At 68.8% G+C, this 23438-nt stretch carries 21 protein-coding genes; 3 read left to right on the top strand and 18 right to left on the bottom strand.

What is annotated here, in order from left to right; all coding sequences use genetic code 11:
- Positions 1-117: 117 nt before the first annotated feature.
- The 5 genes from E3O42_RS09370 to E3O42_RS09390 all read right to left on the bottom strand — a co-directional run bounded on the left by E3O42_RS09370 (position 118) and on the right by E3O42_RS09390 (position 6271).
- Positions 118-1131: a LacI family DNA-binding transcriptional regulator gene (locus E3O42_RS09370; protein ID WP_134453684.1), complete on the bottom strand. Its 1014-nt coding sequence runs from the start codon at positions 1129-1131 to the stop codon at positions 118-120.
- A 74-nt stretch (positions 1132-1205) separates the two neighbouring features.
- Positions 1206-1994 carry an alpha/beta fold hydrolase gene (locus tag E3O42_RS09375; protein WP_134453685.1) on the bottom strand — a complete coding sequence of 263 codons (789 nt, stop codon included), beginning with the start codon at positions 1992-1994 and terminating at the stop codon, positions 1206-1208.
- Between the two features lie 28 nt (positions 1995-2022).
- Positions 2023-3717 carry an alpha-amylase family protein gene (locus tag E3O42_RS09380; RefSeq protein ID WP_134453686.1) on the bottom strand — a complete coding sequence of 565 codons (1695 nt, stop codon included), beginning with the start codon at positions 3715-3717 and terminating at the stop codon, positions 2023-2025.
- A complete protein-coding gene (locus tag E3O42_RS09385) occupies positions 3714-4694 on the bottom strand; it encodes a TIGR03885 family FMN-dependent LLM class oxidoreductase (RefSeq protein ID WP_134453687.1) in 981 nt (326 codons plus the stop codon). Before E3O42_RS09385 ends, E3O42_RS09380 begins: the two co-directional genes overlap by 4 nt.
- 368 nt (positions 4695-5062) lie before the next feature.
- Complete coding sequence (locus tag E3O42_RS09390) at positions 5063-6271, bottom strand: MFS transporter (RefSeq protein ID WP_134453688.1); 1209 nt, start codon at positions 6269-6271, stop codon at positions 5063-5065.
- Between the two features lie 416 nt (positions 6272-6687).
- Here E3O42_RS09390 and E3O42_RS09395 point away from each other — a divergent pair, with 416 nt between their 5' ends.
- Positions 6688-7488 carry a nuclease-related domain-containing protein gene (locus tag E3O42_RS09395; protein WP_198414100.1) on the top strand — a complete coding sequence of 267 codons (801 nt, stop codon included), beginning with the start codon at positions 6688-6690 and terminating at the stop codon, positions 7486-7488.
- A gap of 51 nt (positions 7489-7539) precedes the next feature.
- On the opposite strand, the gene E3O42_RS09400 is transcribed toward E3O42_RS09395, so the two are convergent.
- Positions 7540-8019, bottom strand: a complete 480-nt coding sequence (locus E3O42_RS09400) for a ribosomal maturation YjgA family protein (RefSeq protein ID WP_134453690.1) — start codon at positions 8017-8019, stop codon at positions 7540-7542.
- A gap of 83 nt (positions 8020-8102) precedes the next feature.
- Here E3O42_RS09400 and E3O42_RS17990 point away from each other — a divergent pair, with 83 nt between their 5' ends.
- Together E3O42_RS17990 and E3O42_RS09405 are read left to right on the top strand one after the other, a co-directional pair.
- Positions 8103-8276 (top strand): hypothetical protein, encoded by a 174-nt coding sequence (locus E3O42_RS17990; RefSeq protein ID WP_166787945.1) that lies wholly within the window; start codon positions 8103-8105, stop codon positions 8274-8276.
- A 47-nt stretch (positions 8277-8323) separates the two neighbouring features.
- A complete protein-coding gene (locus E3O42_RS09405) occupies positions 8324-8899 on the top strand; it encodes a dihydrofolate reductase family protein (RefSeq protein ID WP_134453691.1) in 576 nt (191 codons plus the stop codon).
- A 138-nt stretch (positions 8900-9037) separates the two neighbouring features.
- On the opposite strand, the gene E3O42_RS09410 is transcribed toward E3O42_RS09405, so the two are convergent.
- The 12 genes from E3O42_RS09410 to E3O42_RS09470 all read right to left on the bottom strand — a co-directional run bounded on the left by E3O42_RS09410 (position 9038) and on the right by E3O42_RS09470 (position 23438).
- Complete coding sequence (locus E3O42_RS09410) at positions 9038-11338, bottom strand: putative bifunctional diguanylate cyclase/phosphodiesterase (protein ID WP_166787946.1); 2301 nt, start codon at positions 11336-11338, stop codon at positions 9038-9040.
- Positions 11339-11728: 390 nt separating this feature from the next.
- Positions 11729-12028, bottom strand: coding sequence for a CDGSH iron-sulfur domain-containing protein (locus E3O42_RS09415; RefSeq protein WP_134453693.1), 300 nt, complete (start codon positions 12026-12028; stop codon positions 11729-11731).
- Positions 12025-13071: an iron-containing redox enzyme family protein gene (locus E3O42_RS09420; protein ID WP_174844249.1), complete on the bottom strand. Its 1047-nt coding sequence runs from the start codon at positions 13069-13071 to the stop codon at positions 12025-12027. Before E3O42_RS09420 ends, E3O42_RS09415 begins: the two co-directional genes overlap by 4 nt.
- Before the next feature lie 657 nt (positions 13072-13728).
- Entirely contained in the window at positions 13729-14514 is a 786-nt protein-coding gene (locus tag E3O42_RS09430; protein WP_166787947.1) for a DUF4386 family protein, read from the bottom strand.
- Between the two features lie 214 nt (positions 14515-14728).
- The gene (locus tag E3O42_RS09435; RefSeq protein WP_134453695.1) at positions 14729-16237 is read right to left on the bottom strand and encodes an NAD-dependent succinate-semialdehyde dehydrogenase; all 1509 of its coding nucleotides are present in this window, start codon (positions 16235-16237) and stop codon (positions 14729-14731) included.
- On the bottom strand, positions 16234-17463 hold the full coding sequence (locus E3O42_RS09440) for an iron-containing alcohol dehydrogenase family protein (protein ID WP_134453696.1): 1230 nt from the start codon (positions 17461-17463) through the stop codon (positions 16234-16236). The genes E3O42_RS09435 and E3O42_RS09440 overlap by 4 nt, the downstream gene beginning before the upstream one ends.
- Entirely contained in the window at positions 17460-18452 is a 993-nt protein-coding gene (locus E3O42_RS09445) for an NAD(P)-dependent oxidoreductase (protein ID WP_134453697.1), read from the bottom strand. The genes E3O42_RS09440 and E3O42_RS09445 overlap by 4 nt, the downstream gene beginning before the upstream one ends.
- Before the next feature lie 14 nt (positions 18453-18466).
- A complete protein-coding gene (locus tag E3O42_RS09450; protein ID WP_134453698.1) occupies positions 18467-19999 on the bottom strand; it encodes an aldehyde dehydrogenase family protein in 1533 nt (510 codons plus the stop codon).
- Entirely contained in the window at positions 19996-21099 is a 1104-nt protein-coding gene (locus E3O42_RS09455) for a mandelate racemase/muconate lactonizing enzyme family protein (protein WP_134453699.1), read from the bottom strand. The genes E3O42_RS09450 and E3O42_RS09455 overlap by 4 nt, the downstream gene beginning before the upstream one ends.
- Positions 21100-21125: 26 nt before the next feature.
- Complete coding sequence (gene fae / locus E3O42_RS09460) at positions 21126-21635, bottom strand: formaldehyde-activating enzyme (RefSeq protein WP_134453700.1); 510 nt, start codon at positions 21633-21635, stop codon at positions 21126-21128.
- Positions 21635-22582, bottom strand: a complete 948-nt coding sequence (locus E3O42_RS09465) for a glycine betaine ABC transporter substrate-binding protein (protein ID WP_134453701.1) — start codon at positions 22580-22582, stop codon at positions 21635-21637. Before E3O42_RS09465 ends, fae begins: the two co-directional genes overlap by 1 nt.
- A gap of 64 nt (positions 22583-22646) precedes the next feature.
- Positions 22647-23438: an ABC transporter permease gene (locus E3O42_RS09470; protein ID WP_134453702.1), complete on the bottom strand. Its 792-nt coding sequence runs from the start codon at positions 23436-23438 to the stop codon at positions 22647-22649.

Below are 23438 nucleotides of genomic sequence, written 5' to 3' on the forward strand. Positions count from 1 at the left end.
TGAGTCACCTGCGTTGGCAACTATTGAAACGTAGCTTTATTGACAAGATGATGCAAAATTTCTACAAACGGCAAGTCGCTTGCGTGGATTTGCACCGATTGCGTGCGTCGGCGGAGGTTAGTTCCACGTGTGCGGGCGGCTTGTCGACGCCCGCACCACGAGTTCAGGTTCGAAGAAGAACTCCTCAGTGGACGCCGAATCCCCCTTGATCTGGCGGATCAGCAGCTCCATGATCATGCGGCCCATGTGCTCGATCGGCTGGCGGATCGTCGTGAGCGGAGGTTCGATGCAGGACATCAACGCCGAGTCATCGAAGCCGATAATCGATACGTCGCCGGGAACGTTCTTACCCGCCCGGCGCACTGCCCGGATCGCGCCGAGGGCCATCGGATCGCTGGCGCACACGATCGCGGTCACGCCTGACCGAAGCAGCCGGGTTGCCCCCGCTTGCCCGGCCTCCAGGGAATAGAGGGAGTGGGCGACATGATCGTCGTCGAGATGTCCGCCGGTCCTGGCCATGGCGCGCTGCGCGGCGGCCAGTTTGCGCTGAGACGGAACATGGTCTCGCGGGCCCAGGAGGAGGCCGATCCGGGTGTGCCCCAGTTCGGTCAGATGTGCGAATGCCTGGTCGATGGCGGCCGTGTCGTCGCAGGAGACCGTGGCGAAACCGAAGTCGTCGATGGGCGCGTTGACGAGCACTGTGGGGAGATTGAGGTCTCGAAGGCGACGGTAGTGCTCGTGCGAGCCACCCTGCTGCATGTAGGCCCCGCCGACGAAGATCACTCCTGACACCTGCTGCTGCAGGAGGAGTTCGACGTAGTCGGCTTCAGTGATGCCGCCGGCAGTCTGCGTGCACAGGACGGGGGTATACCCGTTCTGGGCGAGGGCGCCTCCGATGATCTCGGCGAAGGCCGGAAAGATAGGGTTCTGCAATTCGGGCAGCACCAGGCCCACGAGGCGGGCGCGCTCGCCTCTAAGCTTGGTCGGTCGTTCGTAACCGAGCACGTCGAGGGCCGAAAGCACGGCCTGCCGGGTCGCTATCGACACCCCCGGCTTCTCGTTGAGAACCCTACTGACGGTTGCCTCGCTGACGCCGACCTTGCGAGCTACTTCGGCGAGTCGTCTGGACATGAGCCCGAGCTTACGCAAGTTCTTGCGAAATCACCGATAATTTTCTACAGCGCCTCGACGACCCGTGTGCGGGCTCAGTGGGAGCCGGGCAGGCCCAGGAACTCGATCGCGGCATCCCGGAACGCGCGGGAGGTGGGCGCGTTGAAGTGGTTGCGGCCTGGAATCTCGAAGAACGCGGCGCGCGGGGTCGCCTCGGCCAGGGCGCGGGACGCCTCGAGGATGCGGTCCTCGCTGCCGGTGGCGAAGAGCACCCTCTGCTCGGGCGCGTTCGCGGCGTGCGGCTGGGGGCCGTCGCGCATACCCTCCACGAGTGCGATCAGTGCCTCGAGGTCGTTGTCGCGGATGGCGCCGGCCATTTTCAGGTAGGCGGCGGTGAGGGCATCCGTCACCGGCACACCGTCGTGCACCAGGGCCAGCGCCTGGTCGACCCGGAACCGGGTGAGCGGGTCGCCGTCGGGGATGCCACCGAAGACGGCACGGTCGATGCGGGTGGGCATGAAGCGGGCGGCGTGCCAGCCCACGCGGGCGCCGAGGGAGTAACCCACGTAGTCGACCTCGTCGAGCATGAAGGTGTCGAGTACCGTGAGCACGTCGGTGACGAGCAGGTCCATCGAATAGCCGTCGGCGGAGTGCGGCTTGTCGCTCTGCCCGTGCCCGCGCTGATCGATCGCGATCACGTGGTAACCCTCGCGCACCAGGTCGCGGATCCAGCCGGTGGCGTGGAAGTTCGCCAGCGCGCTGGAAGCGAAGCCGTGCACGGCGAGCACGGTGGGGGCATCCGGGTCGCCGAACTCGTAGGTGGCGATCTGCACGTTATCGGGGGCCATGACGGTGCGGGCGGGCGGGGCTGGGGGAGTATGCATCGGGTCTATTCGACCACACGGCCGCGGGTCAGCCGAGCCGGGTGTCGGCGTCGCTGGTGATGCGCAGCCACCGGTACCCGTACGGGTCGAGGCGAAGCGTCAACTCACCGTCGTCGATCGGAGTGACGCCGTTGTGCAGCATGTCCACCAGCCGGGAACCCGGGGCGACGTCGGGCAGCGTGAGGGAGAGCTCGACCGGCACGTCCGCGAAGTTGTGCACCGCCAGCATCGAGCCGATGTTCGCGCGCACCAGGTGGGCGAACACCCGGTCGTCGCCGTGCTCGAGGACGGTCAGGTCGCCCCAGCCGATCTCGGGGGAGTTCCGGTAGGCCTGAATCAGGGTGCGCATGAAGTGCGCGAGCGAGTCCGGGTCGCGGCGTTGGTCGGCGGCGTTCACCCACTCCGGCCCGAACGCGCCGGTGACCACCGGGGTGACGAGCTCGTCGGCGGGCGCCCGGGAGAAACCCGCATTGGCACCGGCGGTCCACTGCATCGGTGTGCGCACCGCGTACCGGTCCTTTACCGCCAGGTTCTCGCCCATGCCGATCTCCTCACCGTAGAACAGCACAGGCGCGCCCGGCAGCGAGAACATCAGGCTGTACGCCATGCGGATGCGCCGCGCATCGCCGCCCAGCATCGTGGGCAGCCGGCGCCGGATGCCCCGGTCGTACAGCCGCATGCCGGGGTCGGGCGCGAACGCGTCGAACACCTCCTGCCGCTCGGCGTCGCTGAGCTTGTCGAGGGTGAGCTCGTCGTGGTTGCGCACGAAGTTGCCCCACTGGCAGTCGGCGGGCAGCTCCGGCCGGTCGGCCAGCGCTGTGCCCAGCGGCCTGGAGTCCTGCCGCACCAACGACAGGTAGATGCTCTGCATCACGACGAAGTCGAACTGCATCTGCAGTTCCCGCCGCTCGCCCGCACCGAAATAGGCGAGCTGCTCCTTGTGGCTGAGGTTCACCTCGCCGAGCATCATGGCCTCGCTGTTGCGCCGGGCGAGGAACCCGGAGATGTCGGCGAGGTAGTCGTGCGGGTCGGGCAGCGGTTCGTCCGAGGCGTCCGCCGTGGAGTCCTTGCCGCCGGCCTCTGACTTGGCTTCGATGAGGAATGGCACCGCGTCCACCCGGAAGCCGGACACGCCCAGCTCGGTCCAGAATCCCACGATGCGGGCGATCTCGTCGCGCACCGGCGGGTGGGCGATGTTGAGGTCGGGCTGGTGCTTGTAGAAGTTGTGCAGGTAGTACTGCTTGGTCTTCTTGTCGAACTCCCAGATGCTCTTCGCGTCGCCGGGGAACGCGGAGGGCTGGTCCTTGGTGGGCGGGTTATCGCGCCAGACGTAGTAGTCCCGGTACGGCGAATCCGTGCTCGAGCGGGATTCGAGGAACCACGGATGCTGGTCGGACGTGTGGTTGATCACCAGGTCCATCACCACCCGGATGCCGCGGTCACTGGCGGTGCGGATGACCTCGACGAACTCGCCGAAGTTGCCCAGCCGCGAATCGATCGCGTAGAAATCGGTGATGTCGTAGCCGTCGTCCCGGCCCGGGCTGGAGTTGAGCGGCATCAGCCACAGGCAGGTGATGCCGAGCTCTGCGAGATAGTCGATGCGCTGGGCCAGGCCGCGCAGATCCCCGCAGCCGTCGTCGTTGCTGTCGAGGTAGCGTTCCACGTCGAGGCAGTAGATCACCGCGTTCTTCCACCAGCGGTCGCTGGTATCCGAGATCCTCATGCCCCCACCGCCTTCGCCGTGAGCGCGCCGGTGAGTTGCGGCAGCACCCGCTCGCCGAAGGCGTCCAGGAACCTCTGCTGCTTCCGGCCCACGTGGTGCAGGTAGATGTCGTCGAACCCGAGGCCCGCCAGCTCGGCCAGCCGGTCGGCGTGCCAGCCCAGGTCGCTGTTGATCAGCACGGATGCCCGCAGATCCTCCGCGGCGACGTGTTTCGAGATCTCGTCGAAGTTCTCGGGGGTGTCGATGTCCCACGGCACGGGCGGATCGAAGGCGTTGGTGCGCCACTGGTCGTGCGCGATGGCAAGGGCTTCCTCGTCGGTGCTCGCCCAGCTCAGATGCACCTGCAGGGCCCGTCGGCCGGTGCCGCCGGCCTGGTCGTACGCATCCAGCACCCGCTTGAGGGTCTCGGGCGGCTGCGCCACGGTGATCAGGCCGTCGGCCCAGGCTGCCGCCCAGCCGGCGGTCGCCGCCGACACGGCCGCGGCCACCAGCGGCGGCGGGGTGTCCGGCCTGCTCCACACCCGGGCCCTGTCGACGCTGACGTAATGGTCCAGGCTGACCTCCTCGCCGTTGAGCAGCGCCCGCATCACCTTCACGCACTCCTCCAACCTGGCGTTGCGCAGGTCCTTGCGTAGCCAGTGCTCGCCGGTGATGTGTTCGTTCACGTTCTCGCCCGAGCCCAGCGCCGCCCAGAACCGGCCGGGGTACATCTGGCCGAGCGTGCCGATCGCCTGTGCGATCACGGCCGGGTGATACCGCTGCCCGGGGGCGTTCACCACCCCGAACGGCAGGTCGGTGGCTTCCAGGGCCGCGCCCAACCACGACCAGGCGAAACCGGACTGGCCCTGCCGAACGCTCCACGGGGCGATGTGGTCCGAACACATCGCTGCGGTGAAGCCCACCTCCTCGGCGTGCTTCACCGCGGCCAGCAGCGTGCGCGGATCGATTTGTTCGTGGGAAGCGTGAAAACCGATCACGGCCGTGCCCTTCTCTAGGGAGCTGCCCCGCGGCGCCGACGGCTCGGGACTGGTTGCACCATGCAATCAGACCTTGTCGGCTGGTTCAAGCCCCCGGCGTCGCTGCCCGCTCGACGAGGTGCCGACCTGCGCGTCTGCCTTCGCGACGGTTTCGGGGCGGCGCATGGGGCTCGCTGCGCCCCCTGTGGCGGAGCGCACCAGCTATAGCGGGCGCATTCCGCCACACGGGGTGCACCCACCACAGCGGGCGCGGTCCGCCACATGGGGCGGTGTGACGGGGGTTGCTGGCCGAGTTGCCGCATTCTGCCCCGTCGCACGTGCGGAGGGGGCACTTTTCGGCAACTCGAGGATGCCGGGTGCCGGCGGCGCTACAGGTGGTCGTGCTCGGCGTGGGCGCGGGGAACGACTGGCACCGCGAGCGCCGGGAACACCGCCGCCGCCGCGAAGGTGAGCGGGTAACCGACCACCCCGATCAGGGCGCCCATCAGCGGCCCGACCAGCGAGGCGGCGATGAACTGGCCGGTGTTCTGCACCCCGAGGGCCTTGCCCGACCAGCCCGGCCCGGCCATCTCCGCCACCGACGTGAACGCCAGCCCGTTCGGTGCCACGGTGCACGTCGTCGCGAGCACGAACACCACGGCGGTGGCGCCCCACTGCGCGGCATCCACCGCGGCCAGCACCAGCAGCACGCTGGCCACACTCACCGCCACCCAGCGCAGCGGCCGCACCCGGCTGCCGACGCGGTCGCTGACCACCCCGATCACGATGCGGCCGATCGCGCCCACGAACTGCGCGGCGCCCACCAGCACGCCGGCGGCGAGGGCATCCCAACCCTGGTCGCTGACCAGCCAGACCAGCCCGAAGGTGGAGATGGTGAACTGCGGCACCACCAGCAGGACGGATGCCGCGTGGATACGCCAGAGGAAGCCGCTGGAGCGGTACGGGTTGCCGGCCCGCGCGACCGGGGCGCCGGCGCGCGGGGCCGGCCGGGGCGGGTTGGCCAGGCCGATCCCGCACGCCACCGCCAGCACCGCGGTGAGCGCGAACGGCACGAGCAGGGCCGCCCCCACCCCGGCATCCGCGGCGATCACCGGGATGGTCACGGCCGCGACCGTCACGCCCAGCGGCTGCGACATCTGGCGGATGCCCATGGCCAGGCCGCGCTTGTGCTTGGGGAACCAGCCCACCACGATGCGTCCGCTGGCGGAGTTGGTGCTCGCCGACGCCATGCCGCCCAACAGCAGGAACACACCCAGCGCGACGTAGCCGTCCGCGAGGATCGCTCCGCCGGCCGCGAGAGCGGTGAGGATGAGGCCGCCGGTGATCACCCACTTCTCGCCGATACGGTCGGCCAGGGCGCCCCACAGGATGAGGGTGAGGACCATGCCGAAGGTGGGTATCGCGGCGAGCAGTCCGGCCTGGGCCAGGGAGAGGCCCCGTTCGGTGTGCAGTAGGGGGATGAGGAACGCGGGGGCGCTGACGAAGACCGTGCCCGCGGTCTGCGCGGCCACGCCGAGGGCCAGCACGACCCAGGCGCGGGCGGTGATGGTCGGTGTCGCGGCGGTGGCGGTGGCCATGGTGATCTCCTCGGTGTTGCTGCCTCCCTGCCATCCTGCCGGATGCCCCGCCCGTCGCACTCCGCTAGCCCTTCACCTCGCGGCGTCAACTGTTGCCGAAACGGACTTTTGCGCCCGGTGCGCCGGACGCAAAAGTCCGCACGGGCAACAGTTGTGCGTGCGGACGCGGGTTTGTCGCGCCCGAACCGGGCCCACGGCCATCCGCTGTGCGCCGCCACCCAAAGTGGGGGTGCCGCCGGGCCCTGTCCGCTCGCTAACCTCAAATCACCGAACGTGGTTGGCGCCCCGCCCGCACCGCTCCCTGGATGGTCTGCACGCCCCGAAGCGGCGCACATCCGTGTGGTGGTCCCGGCCAGACCGACCGTCCACGCGGTCTCCCTGGCGCAGCCGCGTCCGGGCGCGTCCAAAGGAGCAACGTGACCCTGCACCCACCCGCGATGCGCAACCGCATCGCAGCTCAGCTGGTCATCGAGCATCTCCTGTCCCGTCAGTCGGCGGTGCCCCCGCGCACCAGGGTGGCCCGGCTGTTCGGCCAGTCGCCGCTGTGCCCGGAAAGCGTGAGCTGGTACCTCGGCGCGCAGGGCGAGATCACGGTAGGCAAGATGCTCGCCACCCTGCCCCAGGACTGGACCGCGTTCCACGCCGTGCCGATCGGCAAGAACGACACCGACATCGACCACATCCTGGTGGGCCCCGGCGGAATATTCACCATCAACACCAAGCACCACTGCGGCAAGCACATCTGGGTGGGCACCCGCACGGTCACCGTCTCCGGCCACAAGAAGGCCTACCTGCCCGCCGCCGAGCACGAGGCCGAACGCGTCACCACGGTGCTGCGCGAACGGATGCCGCTGGTCGCGCCGGTGCAACCGGTGATCGCCCTCGTCGACCCCAAGCAGATCACCTTCCGCGACAAGCCCGTGCAGGTGAAGGTGCTCGATGCCCGCACCCTGCGCCGGTGGCTGCTCAAGCTGCAGCCGGTGCTCAGCGACGACGAGATCGCCGAGGCCGTGGTGATCCTGGACAGCCCGGCCACCTGGCGCCAGCATCCGACCCCGGCCCCGGCGGACGTGATGACCCGCTTCGAGGCCCTCGACGGGCAGGTGCGGCGGGCACGGATCCGCCGGGTGCTCTGGGCGGCCGCCGGGACGACGGCAGTGTGCGCCGGCTCCCTGGGCGGAGCGCTGCTCGCGACGCAGGCGATGCTGGGCGGCTGACACGCACCACGCCCGGTGTCAGCCCGGCCGCGGCCAGCGGCGTGCTCCGGGTCAGTCCGGTTGACGCCAGGTGCTCACGCCCGTGGCGGCGAGCACGCCGACCGCATAGGCGACCAGGTCGAGTGCATTGAACGTGGTACCGAGCAGGTACCGGAACGGCGCGAAGAGCTCGGTGAGGCTGGTGGGCAGACCGGTGAGCTGGAAGACCTCGAGTGCCGCGCAGAGCAGGATCGCGGCCACCGCAACCTGCCAGCTGGGTCGGCGGACGAAGACAACAGACAGGACCAGGTACACCAACACCGCATAGAGCGCGTCGCCGACGAAATCGCCGACGATGCCCGTGGTCGAGAAGTGCACGAGCAACCCGGTGACCACGATGAGGCCCGCTGTCGCGGTCAGCAGCAGCCGGCGCTTGCGGAAGCCGTGCTTCAGAGTGGCCTCGAGGTCGCGCGATTCCTGCGCGCTCTCGTCATCCAGGCCGGAATCCGGCTGGCCAACGCCCCCGGTCGACACCCGGTACTTCCGATCCATACGCTGACCGTACCGTGTGCCGGAGCGCCGACGAAAGCAGGATGCGTACGAATAGTTTCCGGCCCTACCGATAGCCTGACGCCATGACCACAGCGAAGAAGTCGACGTGGTCTCCCGTCGCCGCGGCCGTGGCCGTCGCCGTGCTGTTTCTGGTGTTGGCGCTGTGGGTGAACGGTAACTTTCCGGTGCCCATCGCCGTGGCCATCGCGCTGGCGCTGGGCGGCGGAACCTTCCTGGCCGGCCGGAAGCGCCGGTAGCCGCCGCACCCCTCGCTTGCGTTGGTGGCCGCTGCTAACGTGCTGGCATGACCACCAATTCTGAGTCGGGCGCACCCGTCGCGTCCCTGATCGGCTGCGTCTTCGTGGGCACCAGCCTCGACGGTTTCATCGCCCGTGAGAACGGCGACTTTGACTGGCTCGTCGCCGCCGGTGACGCCATCGGCGAGACCGGCTACGACGAGTTCTTCGCCAGCGTCGACGCCCTTGTCGTGGGCCGTGCCACGTTCGACACCGTGCGCGGCTTTGTCGACTGGCCCTACGCCGGTAAGCGGGTGCTCGTGCTCAGCCGCACGTTGCTGCGCAGCTTCGACGTCGAGTCCGAGCCGGACGCCACCGCACACGCCACGCTCGACGACGTGATCGCCACCCTCGTCGCCGAGGGTCACCGCCGGGTGTACGTCGACGGCGGGCGCACCATCCAGAGCTTCCTGCGGGCTGGCCTGATCCGCGAAATCACCATCACCCGCGCCCCCGTGCTGCTCGGCGCGGGCATCCCGTTGTTCGGCCCGCTCGACGGCGACGTGCAACTGCGGCACGTGGGCACCCGAGAGCTCGGCGCGGGCTTCACCCAGTCCAGCTACGAGGTGCTGCGCAGCAGCTGACCGGATGCCCGCCCCGCCACCTCCGCGAACTGTGAGAAAAGCACCGAAAATGCTCGCATCCTGGTGCTTTTCTCACGGTTCGCGGATGGGCGGTGGCGTCTGAGAGGTCGCCTGACGGGAGCGCGACCAGCGGGACGGCTAGACCGACGGGACGGGCTCCAACGGGAGAGTGTCGGCGCGGGCCAGCCACCCGCGCAGCTCGGCATCAGGCACCGCCGGGCAGTACAGGTGTCCCTGCACCGCGTCGGTACCGAACTGCGCCAACAGCTCCTGCTGGTCCAGCCGCTCCACGCCCTCCGCGATGCTGTCGATGCCCAGCTTCGCGCTCATCTGCACGATGGCCTCCACCACGGTGCGGTCCACCGGGTTGCTCAGCGCGCCGGACACGAAGCTCGCGTCGAGCTTGACCACCGAGATCGGAAGCGAACGCAGCGTCGACAGCGACGAGTATCCGGTGCCAAAGTCGTCGATCGCCACGCGGATGCCGTGGCCGGCGAGGGTCTTCAGCCGCTCCACCGCCGCGAGCGACTCCAGCACCACGGTCTCGGTGAGCTCGAGCACCAGACGCTGGGCGGGCAGCCCGCTGTCGGCCAGGCACCACAGCACCGAGTCCACGAAGTGGTCGCTCTCAAGCTCCCGCGCCGAGACGTTCACGTGCACCGTCATCGGCACCCCCGGCCGGGCCTCCGGCCAGGTCACGGCATCAGCGCACGAGCGCCGCAGCACGAACGCGCCAATGCCCAGGATGGCGCCGCTGGACTCGGCCAGCGAAATGAACTCTTCCGGCTTCAGCAGGCCCCGCTCCGGATGCTGCCACCGCACGAGGGCTTCGGCACCGGTGCAGCGCAGGTCCGTCAGTGACACAATCGGTTGGTAGTACACCTCGAGCTCGCCGGCGCCCGCGGCCCGGCCCAGCTGCCGTTCGAAGGACACCAGCGACGACTCGCCCTGCAGCAGCCCCGGCTTGAACAGTTGTACCTGGCCCTTGCCGTGGGCCTTGGCGGCGTACATCGCCACGTCGGCCTGGTGAACGAGCTCCTCGAGATCGGCGCCGGGAGCGGCCGTGGCCACGCCCACGCTGGCGCCCACCCGGCAGGGCCGCCCGTCCACGATGATGGGCGCGGCCAGCGAGCCCACCATGCGCTGCGCGATCGCCGCGGCGGCCGCATCCGTGGTGCCCGTGAGCACCACCGCGAACTCGTCACCGCCAAGCCGGGCGCAGATGTCCTGCGGCCGGATGCAGTGCCGCAGCCGCTCGGCCACCTCAATGAGCACGGCGTCGCCGGCGCGGTGCCCCATCTGGTCGTTGACATCCTTGAAGTCGTCGAGGTCGAGGAACAGCACGTGCAGCGCCTCGGTGGTGTCGGTGCGGGCGAGTTGGGCGCCCAGCCGGGCGGTGAACGAGAGCCGGTTGTCGAGTCCGGTGAGAGCGTCGTGCTGCGCCTGCGCGGTGAGCTGATGATGCGAATGGCTGTTACGCAGCGCCAGGTTCACCTGGTTCACCAGGCTACGCACCGACAATATGGTGCCCTCGGGGATCCGCTTCGGCGCACCCACGAGCAGCCAGGCGTCCTCCTCCTGCTCGGTGAGCGGCACGCACTCCCAGACCAGGGGTTGGCCCACGGCATCATTGAGCGGGCCCGAACGCATGATCTGCGCCTCGCCGCTGTTCTCGATGCTGCGCAGCACGTCGCCGGGCAATGTTGTGGGCGGCGGCTCGATGAAGTCGCCGGTGTGGGCGCCGACCTGCAGCAGGCCGTTGTGGCGCACCACCTTGAGCACTCGCAACCCTGGGGTGGTGGCACCCAGCTCGCCGGCGGTGGTCCAGGAGAGGAGGCGGATCGCGTTGGCATCGGTCATGCCGAGCAGTTTGGCGCCGGTCTCGGTGAGTGCCTTGTCGCGTTCAATGGCCCAGTCGTTGGCCTGCAGCACGGTGCGCATCTGCTCCGTCACCACGGTGATGAGCAGCATGATCGAGATCGTGGCCGCCTGCCGGGCGGGGTCGGGCGCCGTCGCGTGCCCCGGCGTCATCGGCCAGAGCACAGTGATGGCCACGACCGCCGCCGTGTAGAGCACGCCGCGAACCGCCGACCGCCACGGCGTGCCGTAGAAGGTGCGCAGCCAGGCGGCGGCGAAGATGAGCGGGGCCGCAGCCAGAGGCACTGGCCCGGCCAGCGCGAACGCGGTGAGCGCGAAGGCATCCAGCACCTCGAGGACGAACGGCACCCGTTGCCGCACAAGGCTGTAGATCCACGAGCCGCAGAGCGCAGCCGTGGATGCGGACGCCAGGAGCAGGTCCAGCCGGTTTGCCGTGACGTTGGGAATTATGCCGGGCAGGCTGAACACCAGCGACAGCAGCGCCAGCCAGGTGAAGAGCCAGCGGGTGCCCTCAAGCACGCCCGTGGGTCGGTGCAGCAGCGTGGACCCGACCGCGGTCAACCTGCGACCGGCTCTGTTCAACGTGGATCGTTCCCCGACTGCGACCATGAGACTGCTTTCCTTGGATCGTGTCGGTACATCCCTTGGTGGCCGCGACGACACGTACGTTGAACGTACCAGTGAGCAGCCCTCACCCCTGACGGATGCCCGTGTGTCGCCCACCCGGGTTGCCGCCCTGGGGGTCTGCGCTCAATTGCAAACATCCCCTTCCGGCTGGTCGAGCTTATCGAGACCCGGTGCGACGACCTGCGGATCGCAACCATCCCGTTGGTCGAGCTCGTCGAGACCTGGCGAGTCGACCTGCGAATCGCAGCCATCCCGTTGGTCGAGCCTGTCGAGATCCGTGACGAGGTGTCGACAAGCTCGACCCACGATCGGCCGAGCGGCAGATCAGGTGGGCAGCGGCGGCTGCGGGGCCGGTGGTTCCTGCTCGGTCTTGAACCCGATGGCCTTGTGGCTGCCGTCGCAGAATGGTTTGAGCGTAGACACGCCGCAGCGGCACAGCGCAACCGTCTTACGCCGCGGCGGAATCACCTCGCCCGTCGGTGTGAGAATCTCGAAGGTGCCCCGCACCAGCAGGGGACCATTCGGGTACGCGGTGATGCTCACGGGCTCGTCCGCGCCAATCGCGGGTCGGTCCTCCCATTGGTCGTCCCACCGCTTGGCGGGCTGGGCGTCGGGCTCGGTCATGCCGGCATACTCGAGGTTTCCGTGGCGCGCAGCGCCGACGTGCCCGCGGTCCAGGCGTCGAGCTGCTGGGTGCCGGAGAGGCCGTCCACGTAGAGTCCGGCGGCCGCCCCGAAGAACACGTCCTCGAGCAGCTCGGGTTCGTCGGTGGCGAGGGAACCGGCCAGGTCGCGGGCCGCGATCTGTTCGTGCACCGCATCCGCTTCGACGTGTTCGTCGAAGTAAAAGGTGACGTCAGCGTTATAGCCGAGTCGCCGGAAACCGTTGCCGTAGAGCCGGTTGGGCTGGGACGACGTCATCTCCAACGCGGCCAGGTGCCCGGCGATGGCGCCCCGCAGTCGGCGGTGGGCGCCGAACATCGTCATCATGTTGCTGGAGGCCAGCGTGATCGCCGGAACCACGTCGACGTAGTGTCCGTTGGTGGCGTCCAGGCCCACGCCGCGCATCGTGCGGGCGAAGAGCTCGGAGTGCATGCGGTCGAACCGGCCGCCGCCATACTCGTCGGCCTGGATCTCCACCAGCGCGGCCTTGGCTCGGCTGCGCAGGCGGGGGATCGCCCAAGTGTGCGGGTCGGCCTCCTTGAGCTGGTAGATCGAGCGCAGGATGAGGAACTCCTGCGCCTGCTCGTCGGTGGCCTTCTTCGCCAGGTACCGCGAGACGCTCGGCCCGGTGTCCGAACCGGTCAGCTCGAACAGGGCGGCGGCGACGCTCTCCACGCCCGGCTCGGGCAGCTCGGGCATCAGGGCGCGTTCGCGCAGAGCCTTCTCGAACTCGGGTTCGATGCTGGCGCACAGCGCGAGCACCTCTGGGTGCCACTCCCAGGCGTCGTCGACGCCGCGCAGTCCGCTGTAGCGCAGTTCGTAGGCCAGGAAGAGGGCGGTCTGCAGGTCGTCGTCCTGCAGCAGATCGGCGGTTTCGCCCAGGGCTGCGGCGGTGAGCTCGCGCAGCGTTGCGGCGAGGTCGGCCTCGGTCGCGGTCGGAGAATTCTCGAGGAGGAGCTCGAGCAGGCCGGCGCTCACAGGACCTCGGGACTGGGGGATTCTCACGTGCCGTACCTCGCTCTACTCGACCGGCTCGCGCGCCCGAGTGGCAGCGCAGCCAGGGAGAGAGCATACAGGGCGCGGATGAGGGGTGCCCGAGGCCCGATTCGCGTTGTGCGGGTAAGGCGCCGTTATGCGGGTGGCGTGCCACCCGCATAACGGCGCCTGACCCGCACAACACGGGCGGATGGCTGTGGGTCCCGTCCCAGAGGGCGGGTCGCGGGGTCTCGACGAGCTTGACCAACGGATGGGAGCCATCCGCAGGTCGCGTGGTCTCGACGAGCTCGACCAACGGATGGGAGCCATCCGCAGGTTGCGGGGTCTCGACGAGCTCGACCAACGGATGGGAGCCATCCGCAAGTTGACACACTGGGTCTCGGGCGGCCCGAGGTCGGGTCATCGAGCACCCGGCTCGACAACCCGAACACCGCCCGCGCGGTCTCCTCGGTGAGCACCTGGTGCGGATCGCCCACCGCCTGCATCGAACGATTGACCGATGGAGTCAACAAAAGTGGTCCTCAACCAGGACCAGTTCTGTGCCGGACCGCAAGACCGATTCCAGTCCTTCGCCACCGCTCGCGCACGGAAGGCGGTTTCCCGATGACACCGCAGGCCGTTTCACCGTCCTCGGCTGTTCTGAGGCCCGGCGACACTCGACGTAGCTCACAGCTCCGAACTGACAGGTCTCTGCTCGCGGTGGGGGCGGGACTTGACAAGCAGCACCACGCCGAGCCCAAGCCACCAGAGCATGGATAGCGGAATCAGTGCCACCGAGCCAAGCCAGAAAACCTCGGGCAAGTCGATGCTTGCTGCCGTCAGGATTGGACCGGCGATGACCACCACGAGCCGGAGTCCGGTGATGATTCCCAGGACGCAGATCCAGATCGGCAGGGCGCGGGAGCGTGCCCCGGCGATACTGATGCCCACGGTCCAGACACAGAGCACGAGGAGGCTCGCTTGGGCGAAACCGTGGATTCCCAACGTCTGAATGGTGAGGTAGGCGGACTCACCCCAGCTGCTGTTCATTCCGTCGATGTAGAGCAATGGCCCCACCGAGGCGCGCAAGACCCCGTGCATGAAGAGGAACGCAGCCGACATGATTCCGAGTGCGCTCAGGCTTCGGCGGGTGAGACTGCTTGTGTGTGGTGCAAGCGCATCTGAGACGGCGAAACTCGCCACGACGAATGCGATTGCCATAGCAAAAAGTACGACCCCGGCAAGGGGATAAAACTGCGGGTACTGGCGCAGATAATCGAGGCTCACTGCGGGGTTGTCGGTGTCATCGAAGCCGAGAACCGGTGGCAGGAGCTCGAGCGTGAACCAGGCGATGCCGCCGAGCCCGGCAACGACGGCCGCCAGTCCACCAGCGCGCAACGCTGTCTGCTCGGTGTTCCCGGCCGCGATCCCCGCCGACGGGGTCCCGCCGGTGTTTTCGCTGGTTGCACGCATGGTGCACTCCTCTGGGTGGCTCCGCGCTGGCAGGTATGGCGAGCCGGTCACGGTTGCACGGAATGGTACTCGCGAGGTCAGCCGAGCGGAATGCATTCACCCCCATCAGCCCCATAGCCGCCACCGCCACCGGGTACCCGAAGTCCCAGTGCGGCTCCGGCCTGCTGTCGAAGTTCGTCTCGTAGCTCATGCCCACCAGCGTGCGGCGGGCGGGTCACTCGGCGAAGGGGTCAGCGATTCCGACGTAGCGGGTCTCGAGGTATTCCTCGATGCCCTCGATTCCGCCCTCACGGCCGATGCCGGACTGTTTGACGCCGCCGAAGGGGGCGGCAGGGTTCGAGACGATCCCGGTGTTGAGGCCGAACATACCCACCTCGAGCTCCTCCATCAGGCGCAGCCCGCGGTTGAGGTCCCGGGTGAACGCGTAGGCGACGAGGCCGAATTCAGTGTCGTTGGCCAGGTTAATGGCCTCGGCCTCAGTGCTGAACGTGCTGACCGGCGCGACCGGCCCAAACACTTCCTCGCGCAGGATGCGCGCGCCGGCCGGAACGTCGGTGAGCACCGTTGGCTCGTAGAAGTAGCCGGGCCCGTCGACCTTCCGCCCGCCCAGCGCCAGGGTCGCCCCGGCCTCGAGGGCGTCCGTGACCAGCTCGTGAACCTTGTCGCGGGTGCCCTCGTCGACGAGAGGGCCGATCTTCGAGGCCGGGTCGGTGCCGCGGGCGATCGTGTGCGCCCGCATCCGGTCGACCAATTTCTCCGTGAACTCCCCAGCGACACTCTCGTGAACGAGGATGCGGTTGGCCGCTGTGCACGCCTCGCCGCCGTTCCGCAGCTTGGCCAGCATTGTCCCGGTGACGGCCAGATCAATGTCAGCATCCTCGAAAACGATGAGCGGGGCATTGCCGCCGAGTTCCATTGACACCCGCAGCACCTGATCAGCAGCATCCTTGATCAGGCGGCGCCCCACCTCGGTCGAACCGGTGAACGAGAGCTTTCGCAGCCGAGGGTCCTGGATCAGTGGGCCGGTGACTGCGCCCGCGCTCGAGGTCGGCACCACGTTGAGCACCCCAGAGGGCAGGCCGGCCTCGTGCAACACCTGCGCGAACAGCATCGCGGTGAGCGGGGTCAGCGCGGCCGGCTTGAGCACCATCGTGCACCCCGCCGCAATCGCGGGAGCGATCTTGCGGGTCGCCATCGCCAACGGAAAGTTCCACGGCGTGATGAACAGGCACGGACCAACCGCCCGTTTGGTCACCAGGAGGCGGCTGTTGCCGTCGGGTGCCGTGGCGAACCGGCCAGAGACACGCGCGGTCTCCTCCGAAAACCAGCGGAGGAACTCGGCGCCGTAGGCCACCTCACCGCGCGCTTCGGCGAGTGGCTTGCCCATTTCCAGTGTCATCAGCAGGGCAAAGTCATCGGCCCGCCGGGTGACGGCCTCGAACGCCGACCGCAGGATCTCCGCCCGCACCCGTGGCGCCGTGCGCAACCAGCCGCGTTGGGCTGCAACCGCGGCGTCGAGCGCGGCCAGCCCGTCGGCGGGGGTCGCGTTGGCGATGCTCAGCAGAACCTGACCGGTCGACGGGTCGTGCACGTCGAGTGTGCCGCCGTCGCTGGCGGGCCGCCACTGACCGCCGACGAACAGTCCCGTGGGCACCGATGCGATCAACGCCCGCTCGGCCTCAGCGGTAGAACCGGCCGCAGGTACGGCAGTAGAGAGGGTCACAGCGACTCCTTGAGAATGCGCACGACGTCGTCGGCGGTGGGCTGAATGGGATTGTTGACGGTGACCGAGTCGGCCAGGGTGTCAGCGGCCAACGACGCCAGCGCGCCGCCGGTCACGCCGAACTTCGACAGCGGGCCGGTCATTCCCACCCGCCGGGCGAGGTCGGCGATCGCACGGATGCCTGCCTCCGCGTTCTCCGCGGTCGGCGCGGCGGTGTTACCCACGCCGAGCGCGAACGCCACCCGGGCGATGCGGTCCTCCCGGACGGCCAGGTTGAACCGCAGCACGCCCTCGATGACGAGGCAGAGCGCCAACCCGTGCGGGATATTGAACTGGCCGCCGAGCGGATGAGCGATCCCGTGCACCAGGCCGAGCCCGGTATGAGAGAACCCGACCCCGGCCACATGACTGGCCAGCAGCAGTTCCGCGCGCGCCTCGAGGTCGGAGCCGTCGGCCACAGCGCGCGGAAGGTACTCGGCCACAGTAGAGATCACCTGCAGCGCGATGCCGTCACTGTATGGGTTCGACCGCACCGAAAGGTAGGACTCGAGGGCGTGTACGAGCGCGTCCATCCCGGTCGCCGCGGTCGCGGCGGCCGGCAGGCCCACGGTGAGGTCGGGGTCGAGCACAGCGGCGCGGGCCAGGGCGCTGTCGTGGCCGACGTAGAACTTGCGGTGGCTGGCCACATCCGTGATGACGCCGAAGGCATTCACCTCGGCGCCGGTTCCCGCCGTGGTCGGCACCGCCACGATGGGCAGCGCCAGGTGCTCGAACACGCTGCTGTAGTCCAGGCCGGTCCCGCGCTGCGGGTTCATCACGCCGAGCGCGATGCCCTTCGCGGCATCCATCGACGAGCCACCGCCGACAGCCACGATCGCCTCGGCGGCCACGGCAGCGCCGAGGTCGCTGCCCTCATCCACGCAGGTCGTGGTTGGGTTGGCGGTGACGCCGCCGTACACGGTCACGGCCAGGCCGGCGGCTTCGAGAGAGGTGCGCACCGCGGCGACGATGGGGGAGGCGGCGAGGAACGGGTCGGTGACGATCAGCACCCGGGTCGCCCCGGTCTGCGCGGTGATCCGGCCGACCTCGGTGACGGTGCCGCGGCCGAAGTGGGCTATTGGCTTGGGATCGAGGGTCAGCTGCACCTCGTGCAACGGTCGCGGCGCCGGCGCGAGGCCGGTGGCAGCCAACGCGGTGGCCGTCCCGGTGGGCGTGAGCCCGCTCATGCGGCCAGTCCCGTCTCCGTCGCAGCGGCCGTAGCAGCGCCAGCCGCGGGCGTGGGCACCGGCGACGTGTCCGGGGCCAGTCGGAGGTCCACCCCGATCAGCTCCTCGTACAACCGCACCGGCGTCATCTCCCCGGCCCGGTCGCCATACTGCGCCCGGGCGCGGCGGTAGATCTGCTCGACCAGGCCGCTCAGCTCGGCGGGAACCCCCACCGCGCGGGCAAGGTCGATCGACAGCCCGAGATCCTTGCAGGCCAACGCGATTGCAAAGCCCTCGTCGTAATCCCCGCCGTTGAGAATGGACAGCACGTCATGCTCGATGAAGTTGCTGTTCGCCGGGCTGGCGATGAGGGCGGTGCGCAGGGTGGCGAGGTCGACGCCCGCCTTGACTCCGATGCTGAGCACCTCCGCGGTCGCCACCAGATGCGAGAACCAGAGTTGGTTGATCATCAGCTTCACCGCGTATCCGGCGCCGTGCCCGCCGACGTGCAGAATCCGTTCCGGATCGCCCATCGCCTCGAACACGGGCCGCAGCCAGGCCACGTCGGCGGGGTCGCCGCCGACGAAGATCTGCAGTCGGCCGTTCGCCGCACCCACAGCCATCCCGCTGACCGGTGCGTCGAGCACCCGCAGTCCGCGTGCCGCGTTTTCGGACCGCACCCGGTTGGCCACCTCGGGCACCGAGGTGGACATGTCCACCCAGGCGCCGCCATCCGCGAGGCCGGCGAGGATCCCGGTGCTGCCGTGCAGCACTGCCTCCACGTGCCGTGGGGTGGGCAACATGGTGATCACCACGTCGCTGCCGGCCGCCACTGCGGCGGGGGAGTCGGCCCAGAGGGCGCCGCCGGCGATCAGTGCCTCGGCGGAGTCGGGGCGGATGTCGTTGACGATGAGCTGGTAGCCGGCCCTCTGCAGGTTGCGGGTCATGCCCGAGCCCATGTTGCCGAGGCCGATGAACCCGATGCGGGTCGGTGGGGTGGGGGACGTCATGGTGGTCGGCGCTCTCAATCAGCGGTCAGGGGCGAGTCGCCCAGGTTGATCCAGGTGGTCTTCAACGCCGTGTAGGCGTCGAAGGCGTGCAGGGAACGGTCGCGGCCGCTGCCGGAGTTCTTGAATCCTCCGAATGGAGTGATCACGTCGGCCACGTCGAAGGTGTTCACCCAGACGGTGCCGGCGCGTAGCTCGCGGGCCACGGTGTGCGCGGTGGTCACGCTGCCGGTCCAGACGCTGGCGGCCAGGCCGAAAGCGCTCTCGTTTGCCACGGCCACGGCCTCGGCCGCGCCGCGCACGGTCGTCACCGACAGGGCCGGTCCGAAGATTTCCTCCTGGCCGATCCGGCCGGTGTTGTCGACGTAGTCGAATACGGTCGGTTCCACGTAGTAGCCGTCAGTGAGCCCGTCAGGGCGCACCCGGCGGCCGCCGTGCACCGTGGCGCCCTCGGCCTCGGCGACATCCGTGTAGGCGAGCACCCGATCGAGCTGGGTGGCGCTGGCGATCGCACCGATTTGGGTGGCCTCGTCGAGCGGGTCGCCCAACACGAGGCCGCGGCCCACCCGCAGCACCTGGTCGACGAGGGCGTCGTGCACCCGTTCGTCCACGATCAGCCGGCTGCCGCCGTGGCAGGTCTGCCCGGCGTTGTAGAAGATGCCCCAGGCCACAGCGGAGGCGCACTCGGCGACATCTTCCACGTCGGCGAGCACCACCTGCGGTGACTTGCCGCCGAGTTCCAGGGCCACTTGCTTGCCGTTGGACTCCCCGGCGTACCGCAAGAACCCGCGGCCCACGGCGGGTGAGCCGGTGAAGGTGATCTTGTCCACGAGCGGATGCCGGCCGAGGGCCTGTCCGGCCACCTCCCCGACACCGCTGACCACATTGAGTACTCCGGCGGGCAGGCCGGCCTCCGCGGCCAGCTCGGCGAGCTTGAGCGCGGAGAGGCTGGTCAGCTCGGCGGGCTTGAGCACGACGGAGTTGCCGGTGGCGAGGGCCGGGGCGATCTTCCAGGCGGTGATGATCAGCGGGTAGTTCCACGGCACGACAGCCCCCACCACGCCGAGCGCCTCCCTCGTCACCAGGGCGAGGGCGTTCCGCGGGGTGGGGGCCACCTCGTCGTAGACCTTGTCGATCGCCTCAGCGTACCAGCGCACGGTGCGGGCGGCGTTGGGCACGTCCACGCGTAGTGCGTCGCCGATCGGATGCCCGGAGTCCAGTGCCTCCAGCAGCGCCAGCTCCTCGAGGTTCTCCAGCATGAGGTCGGCGAGGCGGAGTAACACCTTCTGCCGGTCACGCCGGTTGGCTCTGGACCACACACCGGATTCGAACGCTCGGGCGGCGGCGCGCACGGCGATGTCGACGTCGACGGCGCCCGCGCTGCTGACGGCGGCGATCAGTCGTCCGTCACGCGGTGACAGGGTGTCGAAGGTGGCGCCATCATGGGCCGGCCGAAACTCGCCATCGATGAACAGTCGGGTTTCGGGCCGAAGGGCCAGCGAGCGTTCGAGCCAGGACATCGCCGGGGCGAGGGGAGTGAGCGTGCTCATACGGTGTACCTCCTTACTGTGGCGTGGTCGATGACGACGCCGAGACCCGGCACGGTGGGCACGAGCAGGTCGCCGTTGGCATCGATGTCGAGCGGTTGCATGAAGAAGTCCCGCCGGTCCGGGGTCCAACCGGGCGGGTCGTAGGGAAACTCGAGGTACGGCCCGGCGTCGACGCCGGCCGCCACGTGCAGGTTGGCGAGCAGGCCGAGTCCGTTGCTCCAGGTGTGCGGGGTGAACAGGCGGTGCCTCAGGTTGGCCGACTCTGCCACTTGCCTGGCCCGGTACATTCCGACCGCGAGCACCACGTCGGGCTGGTAGATGTCGTACGCGTCGGCCTCGATCAGCGTGTTGAGCTCGGCCATGCTGCGCACCATCTCACCGGCGGCCACCTGAATGCCGGTGGCCGCGCGGATGCGCTGGGCGCCGGCCACGTCGGCCTGCGGCAGCGGCTCCTCCAGCCAGAGCACCCCGAGGTCGGTGAGCTCGTCGGCGATGCGGTGCACCTGGGCCAGCGGCAGTGCGGCCTCGATGTCGCCGCTCATCCGCCACATCTGGTTGAGGTCCACCATCAGGTCGAAGTCCTCGCCGACGGCCTCGCGGGTGGCGCGCACGGCGGCGATGCCCTGGGCGATCTGGTTGCGGGCAATGCGGATCTTCATGGCCTTGAACCCGCGTTCCCGGGCGGCCAGGGCCGAATCTGCCCTGGCGCCGGGAGCCTTCAATTCCCCGCAGGACGCGTAGACCGGCAGACGGTCTCGCGCCCCGCCGAAGAGCACGCTCACCGGCAGGCCCGCGACCTGGCCGATGATGTCCCAGAGCGCGGCCTCCAGCGGCCAGTAGCGGCCGCCGTGGAAGTTGATGGTCTCCAACCGGCGTACCTGATTGAGGATCTGAAGCGGGTCGGTGCCGACGAACAGGTGCTCGTAGGCTTCGAACCCGTCCATCGTGTCGCCGGAGCCGAAACCGACCACGCCGGCATCGGTCTCAACTGTCACGAGGGTGGCCGGGAAGCTCGTGCGAGGGCTGGGGTCCCAGGCCGCGGTGAACGGTGGGTCGAGCGGCAGGATCAATCGCGTGAGCCGAATCGCTGTGATCTTCATAGGGGTTCCTTGGGTGCGGCGGGCCGCTAAGCCTGCGGGGTGAAGAAGGGATTGACCGGGGAGTTTCTGGCAGCGATGACCTCGTCGGTGCTCGGCAGCGCGAGAGCGCCGTTGTGCAGCGCGGTACGTACCGACAGCCGGTTGTTGGCGAACACCGTCTCGGCGTCGTCGGCGCCGGGATTGACCCAGACCGCGGCGATGATGACGTGGGTGTCGGCCTGTTCCCGGGAGATGACGCCATCGGCGAGGGCATCCGCTACGCCGGCAGCGATACCGGCCTGGGCGGGACCCCAGATCATGACCCCGTGGGCGTCCGTCGCGGGGGCGGCCTTGGTGACGAACAAAGTGAGCGGTTTCACCGGGAGAGAGGGCCGCAGCACCGCGACGAAGGGGACGTGCCCCTGGCTGGGGGTGGCGAGAGCGGTTGCCCACGCCACCCCCGCCGGCCCTTCACGGTGCCCGAAGACGGTGTTCACATGCGCGGCCGTGACGCCGTCGCCGATGAAGCTCTCGCCCAGCTGAAGGGGTTCGGGCATTAGATCAGGCCCTGCTCGGTGAGCCAGTCGTTGGCGATGACCTTGGGGTCTTCGCCGTCGACATCCGCCTTCGCGTTGAGGCCCTGCATGACCTCGGTGGTGAGCTTGTCTGACATCAGCGCCATCACGTCGGCGATTTCGGGGTGCTCGTCGAGCACGCTCTGCTTGAGCGTGAACGCGCCCTGGTAGACGGGGAAGAACTGCTCGTCGTCATCCATCACGACGAGGTCGAGGGCGGTGATCCGGCCGTCCGTCTGGAACACCTCGCCGAAGTTGCAGTCGTCGCCCTTCTGGGTGGCGGTGTAGATCACGCCCGTGTCGAGCATCGACACGTTCGAGTCGGGCACGTCGATGCCGTACGCGGCCTTGAGCCCCGGCCAGCCGTCGTCGCGGGTGGAAAACTCGCTTTCGATGCAGAAGGTCTGCTCCTCGACAGGGAGGTCGGCAATGTCGCTGAGTGAGGTGACGCCGAGCTCCTTGGCCTTGTCGGAGCGGATGGCGAACGCGTAGGTGTTGTTCAGCGGGGCCGGGTCGAGCCACGCGATGCCGTTCTTCGCGTCGGCCTCCTTGGTGGCGGCAAACTGGGCTTCGGCGCCCTGCACCGGGGCGGTGTTGCCGTTGTAGGTGATCCACGACGTGCCGGAGTACTCCCAGTAGCCGAGGAAATCGTCGCTCTCGAGGGCGGAACGCACGTTGGCCGAGCCGACGACCTTGATGTTGGCCTCGGTGTCCGCGCCGTGCGCGTTGAGCAGGTCGCTGGTGAGGTAGGCGAGGATGAACTGCTCGGAGAAGTCCTTCGCTCCGATGGTCCCCGTCAGACCCTTGAGCTCGCTGCCCTGGGATCCGGCGGCGGCGGCGCTGCCGTCGCCGGCACCTGAGCAGGCGGTGAGCGCCAGGGCGCCGATGGCCGCGACGGCCAGCAGGGGTAGGGCGGTGGTCTTTTTCATGGCGGTGCTCCTTGTGATTGCGGTGTGGGTGCAGCGGGAGGAGGGTGAGTCGCGGGGGAGCCGGTCAGGTGCCGCGGGGGCGCAGGACGTCTTCGGCCAGACCGGCCACCCAGTCGATGAGCAGGGCGATGCAGGCCACGAACACGGCGCCGGTGATCAAGACCGGAAAGCGTTGCAGCTTGAGTCCGTTCACGATCATGTCGCCGAGGCCGCCGGCGTTGATGAAAGTGGCCACGGTGGCCACGCCCACGCAGAAGACGAGTGCGGTGCGCAGGCCGGCCAGGATCACCGGCACGGCCAGGGGCAGTTCGATGCGAAACAGCACCTGGTTGCGGGTCATCCCCATGCCGGTGGCGGCCTCGACGATCTTCTCGTCGACCTGCTCGATGCCGGCCAGGGTGTTGCGCAGCACCGGCAGGAAGGAGTAGATCACCAGGGCGACCAGTGCCGTGAGGTAGCCGGTCTGCCAGACGATCGCGAGCAGGATGATCACGCCGATGGCCGGGGTCGCCTGACCGATGTTCGCCAGACCCAGCACTGCGCCACGGAGCACGCGATTGCGGGTGCGGCTGAGAAGAATCCCGGCCGGGATGGCCAACACCGCCACGAGCGCGGACGCCACCAGGGTCAGCCCCAGGTGCTCTCGGATGCGCAAGCTGATGTACCCCCAGTTCAGCGTGCGCTGCTCGATCGAGTCCAACGGCAGGCTGGCCACCCAGAGCAGCAGGCCGACGAGCACCAGCACGACAACCACCGGGGTGGCGACGCGGGTGAGCAGCAGCCGCACCCGGGCGTTGCGTGAGGGTTGCGGCGGGCGGATGACCGTCTGCAGCTCTGTAACGGTGTGCACGACCAT

The sequence above is a fragment of the Cryobacterium adonitolivorans genome (assembly GCF_004402695.1).
GTDB lineage: Bacteria > Actinomycetota > Actinomycetes > Actinomycetales > Microbacteriaceae > Cryobacterium > Cryobacterium adonitolivorans.

Excerpts from the sequence above, each read along its gene's own strand:
- E3O42_RS09370 (WP_134453684.1), bottom strand. The coding sequence starts at position 1,131 with ATGTCCAGACGACTCGCCGAAGTAGCTCGCAAGGTCGGCGTCAGCGAG.
- E3O42_RS09375 (WP_134453685.1), bottom strand. The coding sequence starts at position 1,994 with ATGCATACTCCCCCAGCCCCGCCCGCCCGCACCGTCATGGCCCCCGAT.
- E3O42_RS09380 (WP_134453686.1), bottom strand. The coding sequence starts at position 3,717 with ATGAGGATCTCGGATACCAGCGACCGCTGGTGGAAGAACGCGGTGATC.
- E3O42_RS09390 (WP_134453688.1), bottom strand. The coding sequence starts at position 6,271 with ATGGCCACCGCCACCGCCGCGACACCGACCATCACCGCCCGCGCCTGG.
- E3O42_RS09400 (WP_134453690.1), bottom strand. The coding sequence starts at position 8,019 with ATGGATCGGAAGTACCGGGTGTCGACCGGGGGCGTTGGCCAGCCGGAT.
- E3O42_RS17990 (WP_166787945.1), top strand. The coding sequence starts at position 8,103 with ATGACCACAGCGAAGAAGTCGACGTGGTCTCCCGTCGCCGCGGCCGTG.
- E3O42_RS09405 (WP_134453691.1), top strand. The coding sequence starts at position 8,324 with ATGACCACCAATTCTGAGTCGGGCGCACCCGTCGCGTCCCTGATCGGC.
- E3O42_RS09415 (WP_134453693.1), bottom strand. The coding sequence starts at position 12,028 with ATGACCGAGCCCGACGCCCAGCCCGCCAAGCGGTGGGACGACCAATGG.
- E3O42_RS09430 (WP_166787947.1), bottom strand. The coding sequence starts at position 14,514 with ATGCGTGCAACCAGCGAAAACACCGGCGGGACCCCGTCGGCGGGGATC.
- E3O42_RS09440 (WP_134453696.1), bottom strand. The coding sequence starts at position 17,463 with ATGAGCGGGCTCACGCCCACCGGGACGGCCACCGCGTTGGCTGCCACC.
- E3O42_RS09445 (WP_134453697.1), bottom strand. The coding sequence starts at position 18,452 with ATGACGTCCCCCACCCCACCGACCCGCATCGGGTTCATCGGCCTCGGC.
- E3O42_RS09450 (WP_134453698.1), bottom strand. The coding sequence starts at position 19,999 with ATGAGCACGCTCACTCCCCTCGCCCCGGCGATGTCCTGGCTCGAACGC.
- E3O42_RS09455 (WP_134453699.1), bottom strand. The coding sequence starts at position 21,099 with ATGAAGATCACAGCGATTCGGCTCACGCGATTGATCCTGCCGCTCGAC.
- fae (WP_134453700.1), bottom strand. The coding sequence starts at position 21,635 with ATGCCCGAACCCCTTCAGCTGGGCGAGAGCTTCATCGGCGACGGCGTC.
- E3O42_RS09465 (WP_134453701.1), bottom strand. The coding sequence starts at position 22,582 with ATGAAAAAGACCACCGCCCTACCCCTGCTGGCCGTCGCGGCCATCGGC.
- E3O42_RS09470 (WP_134453702.1), bottom strand. The coding sequence starts at position 23,438 with ATGGTCGTGCACACCGTTACAGAGCTGCAGACGGTCATCCGCCCGCCG.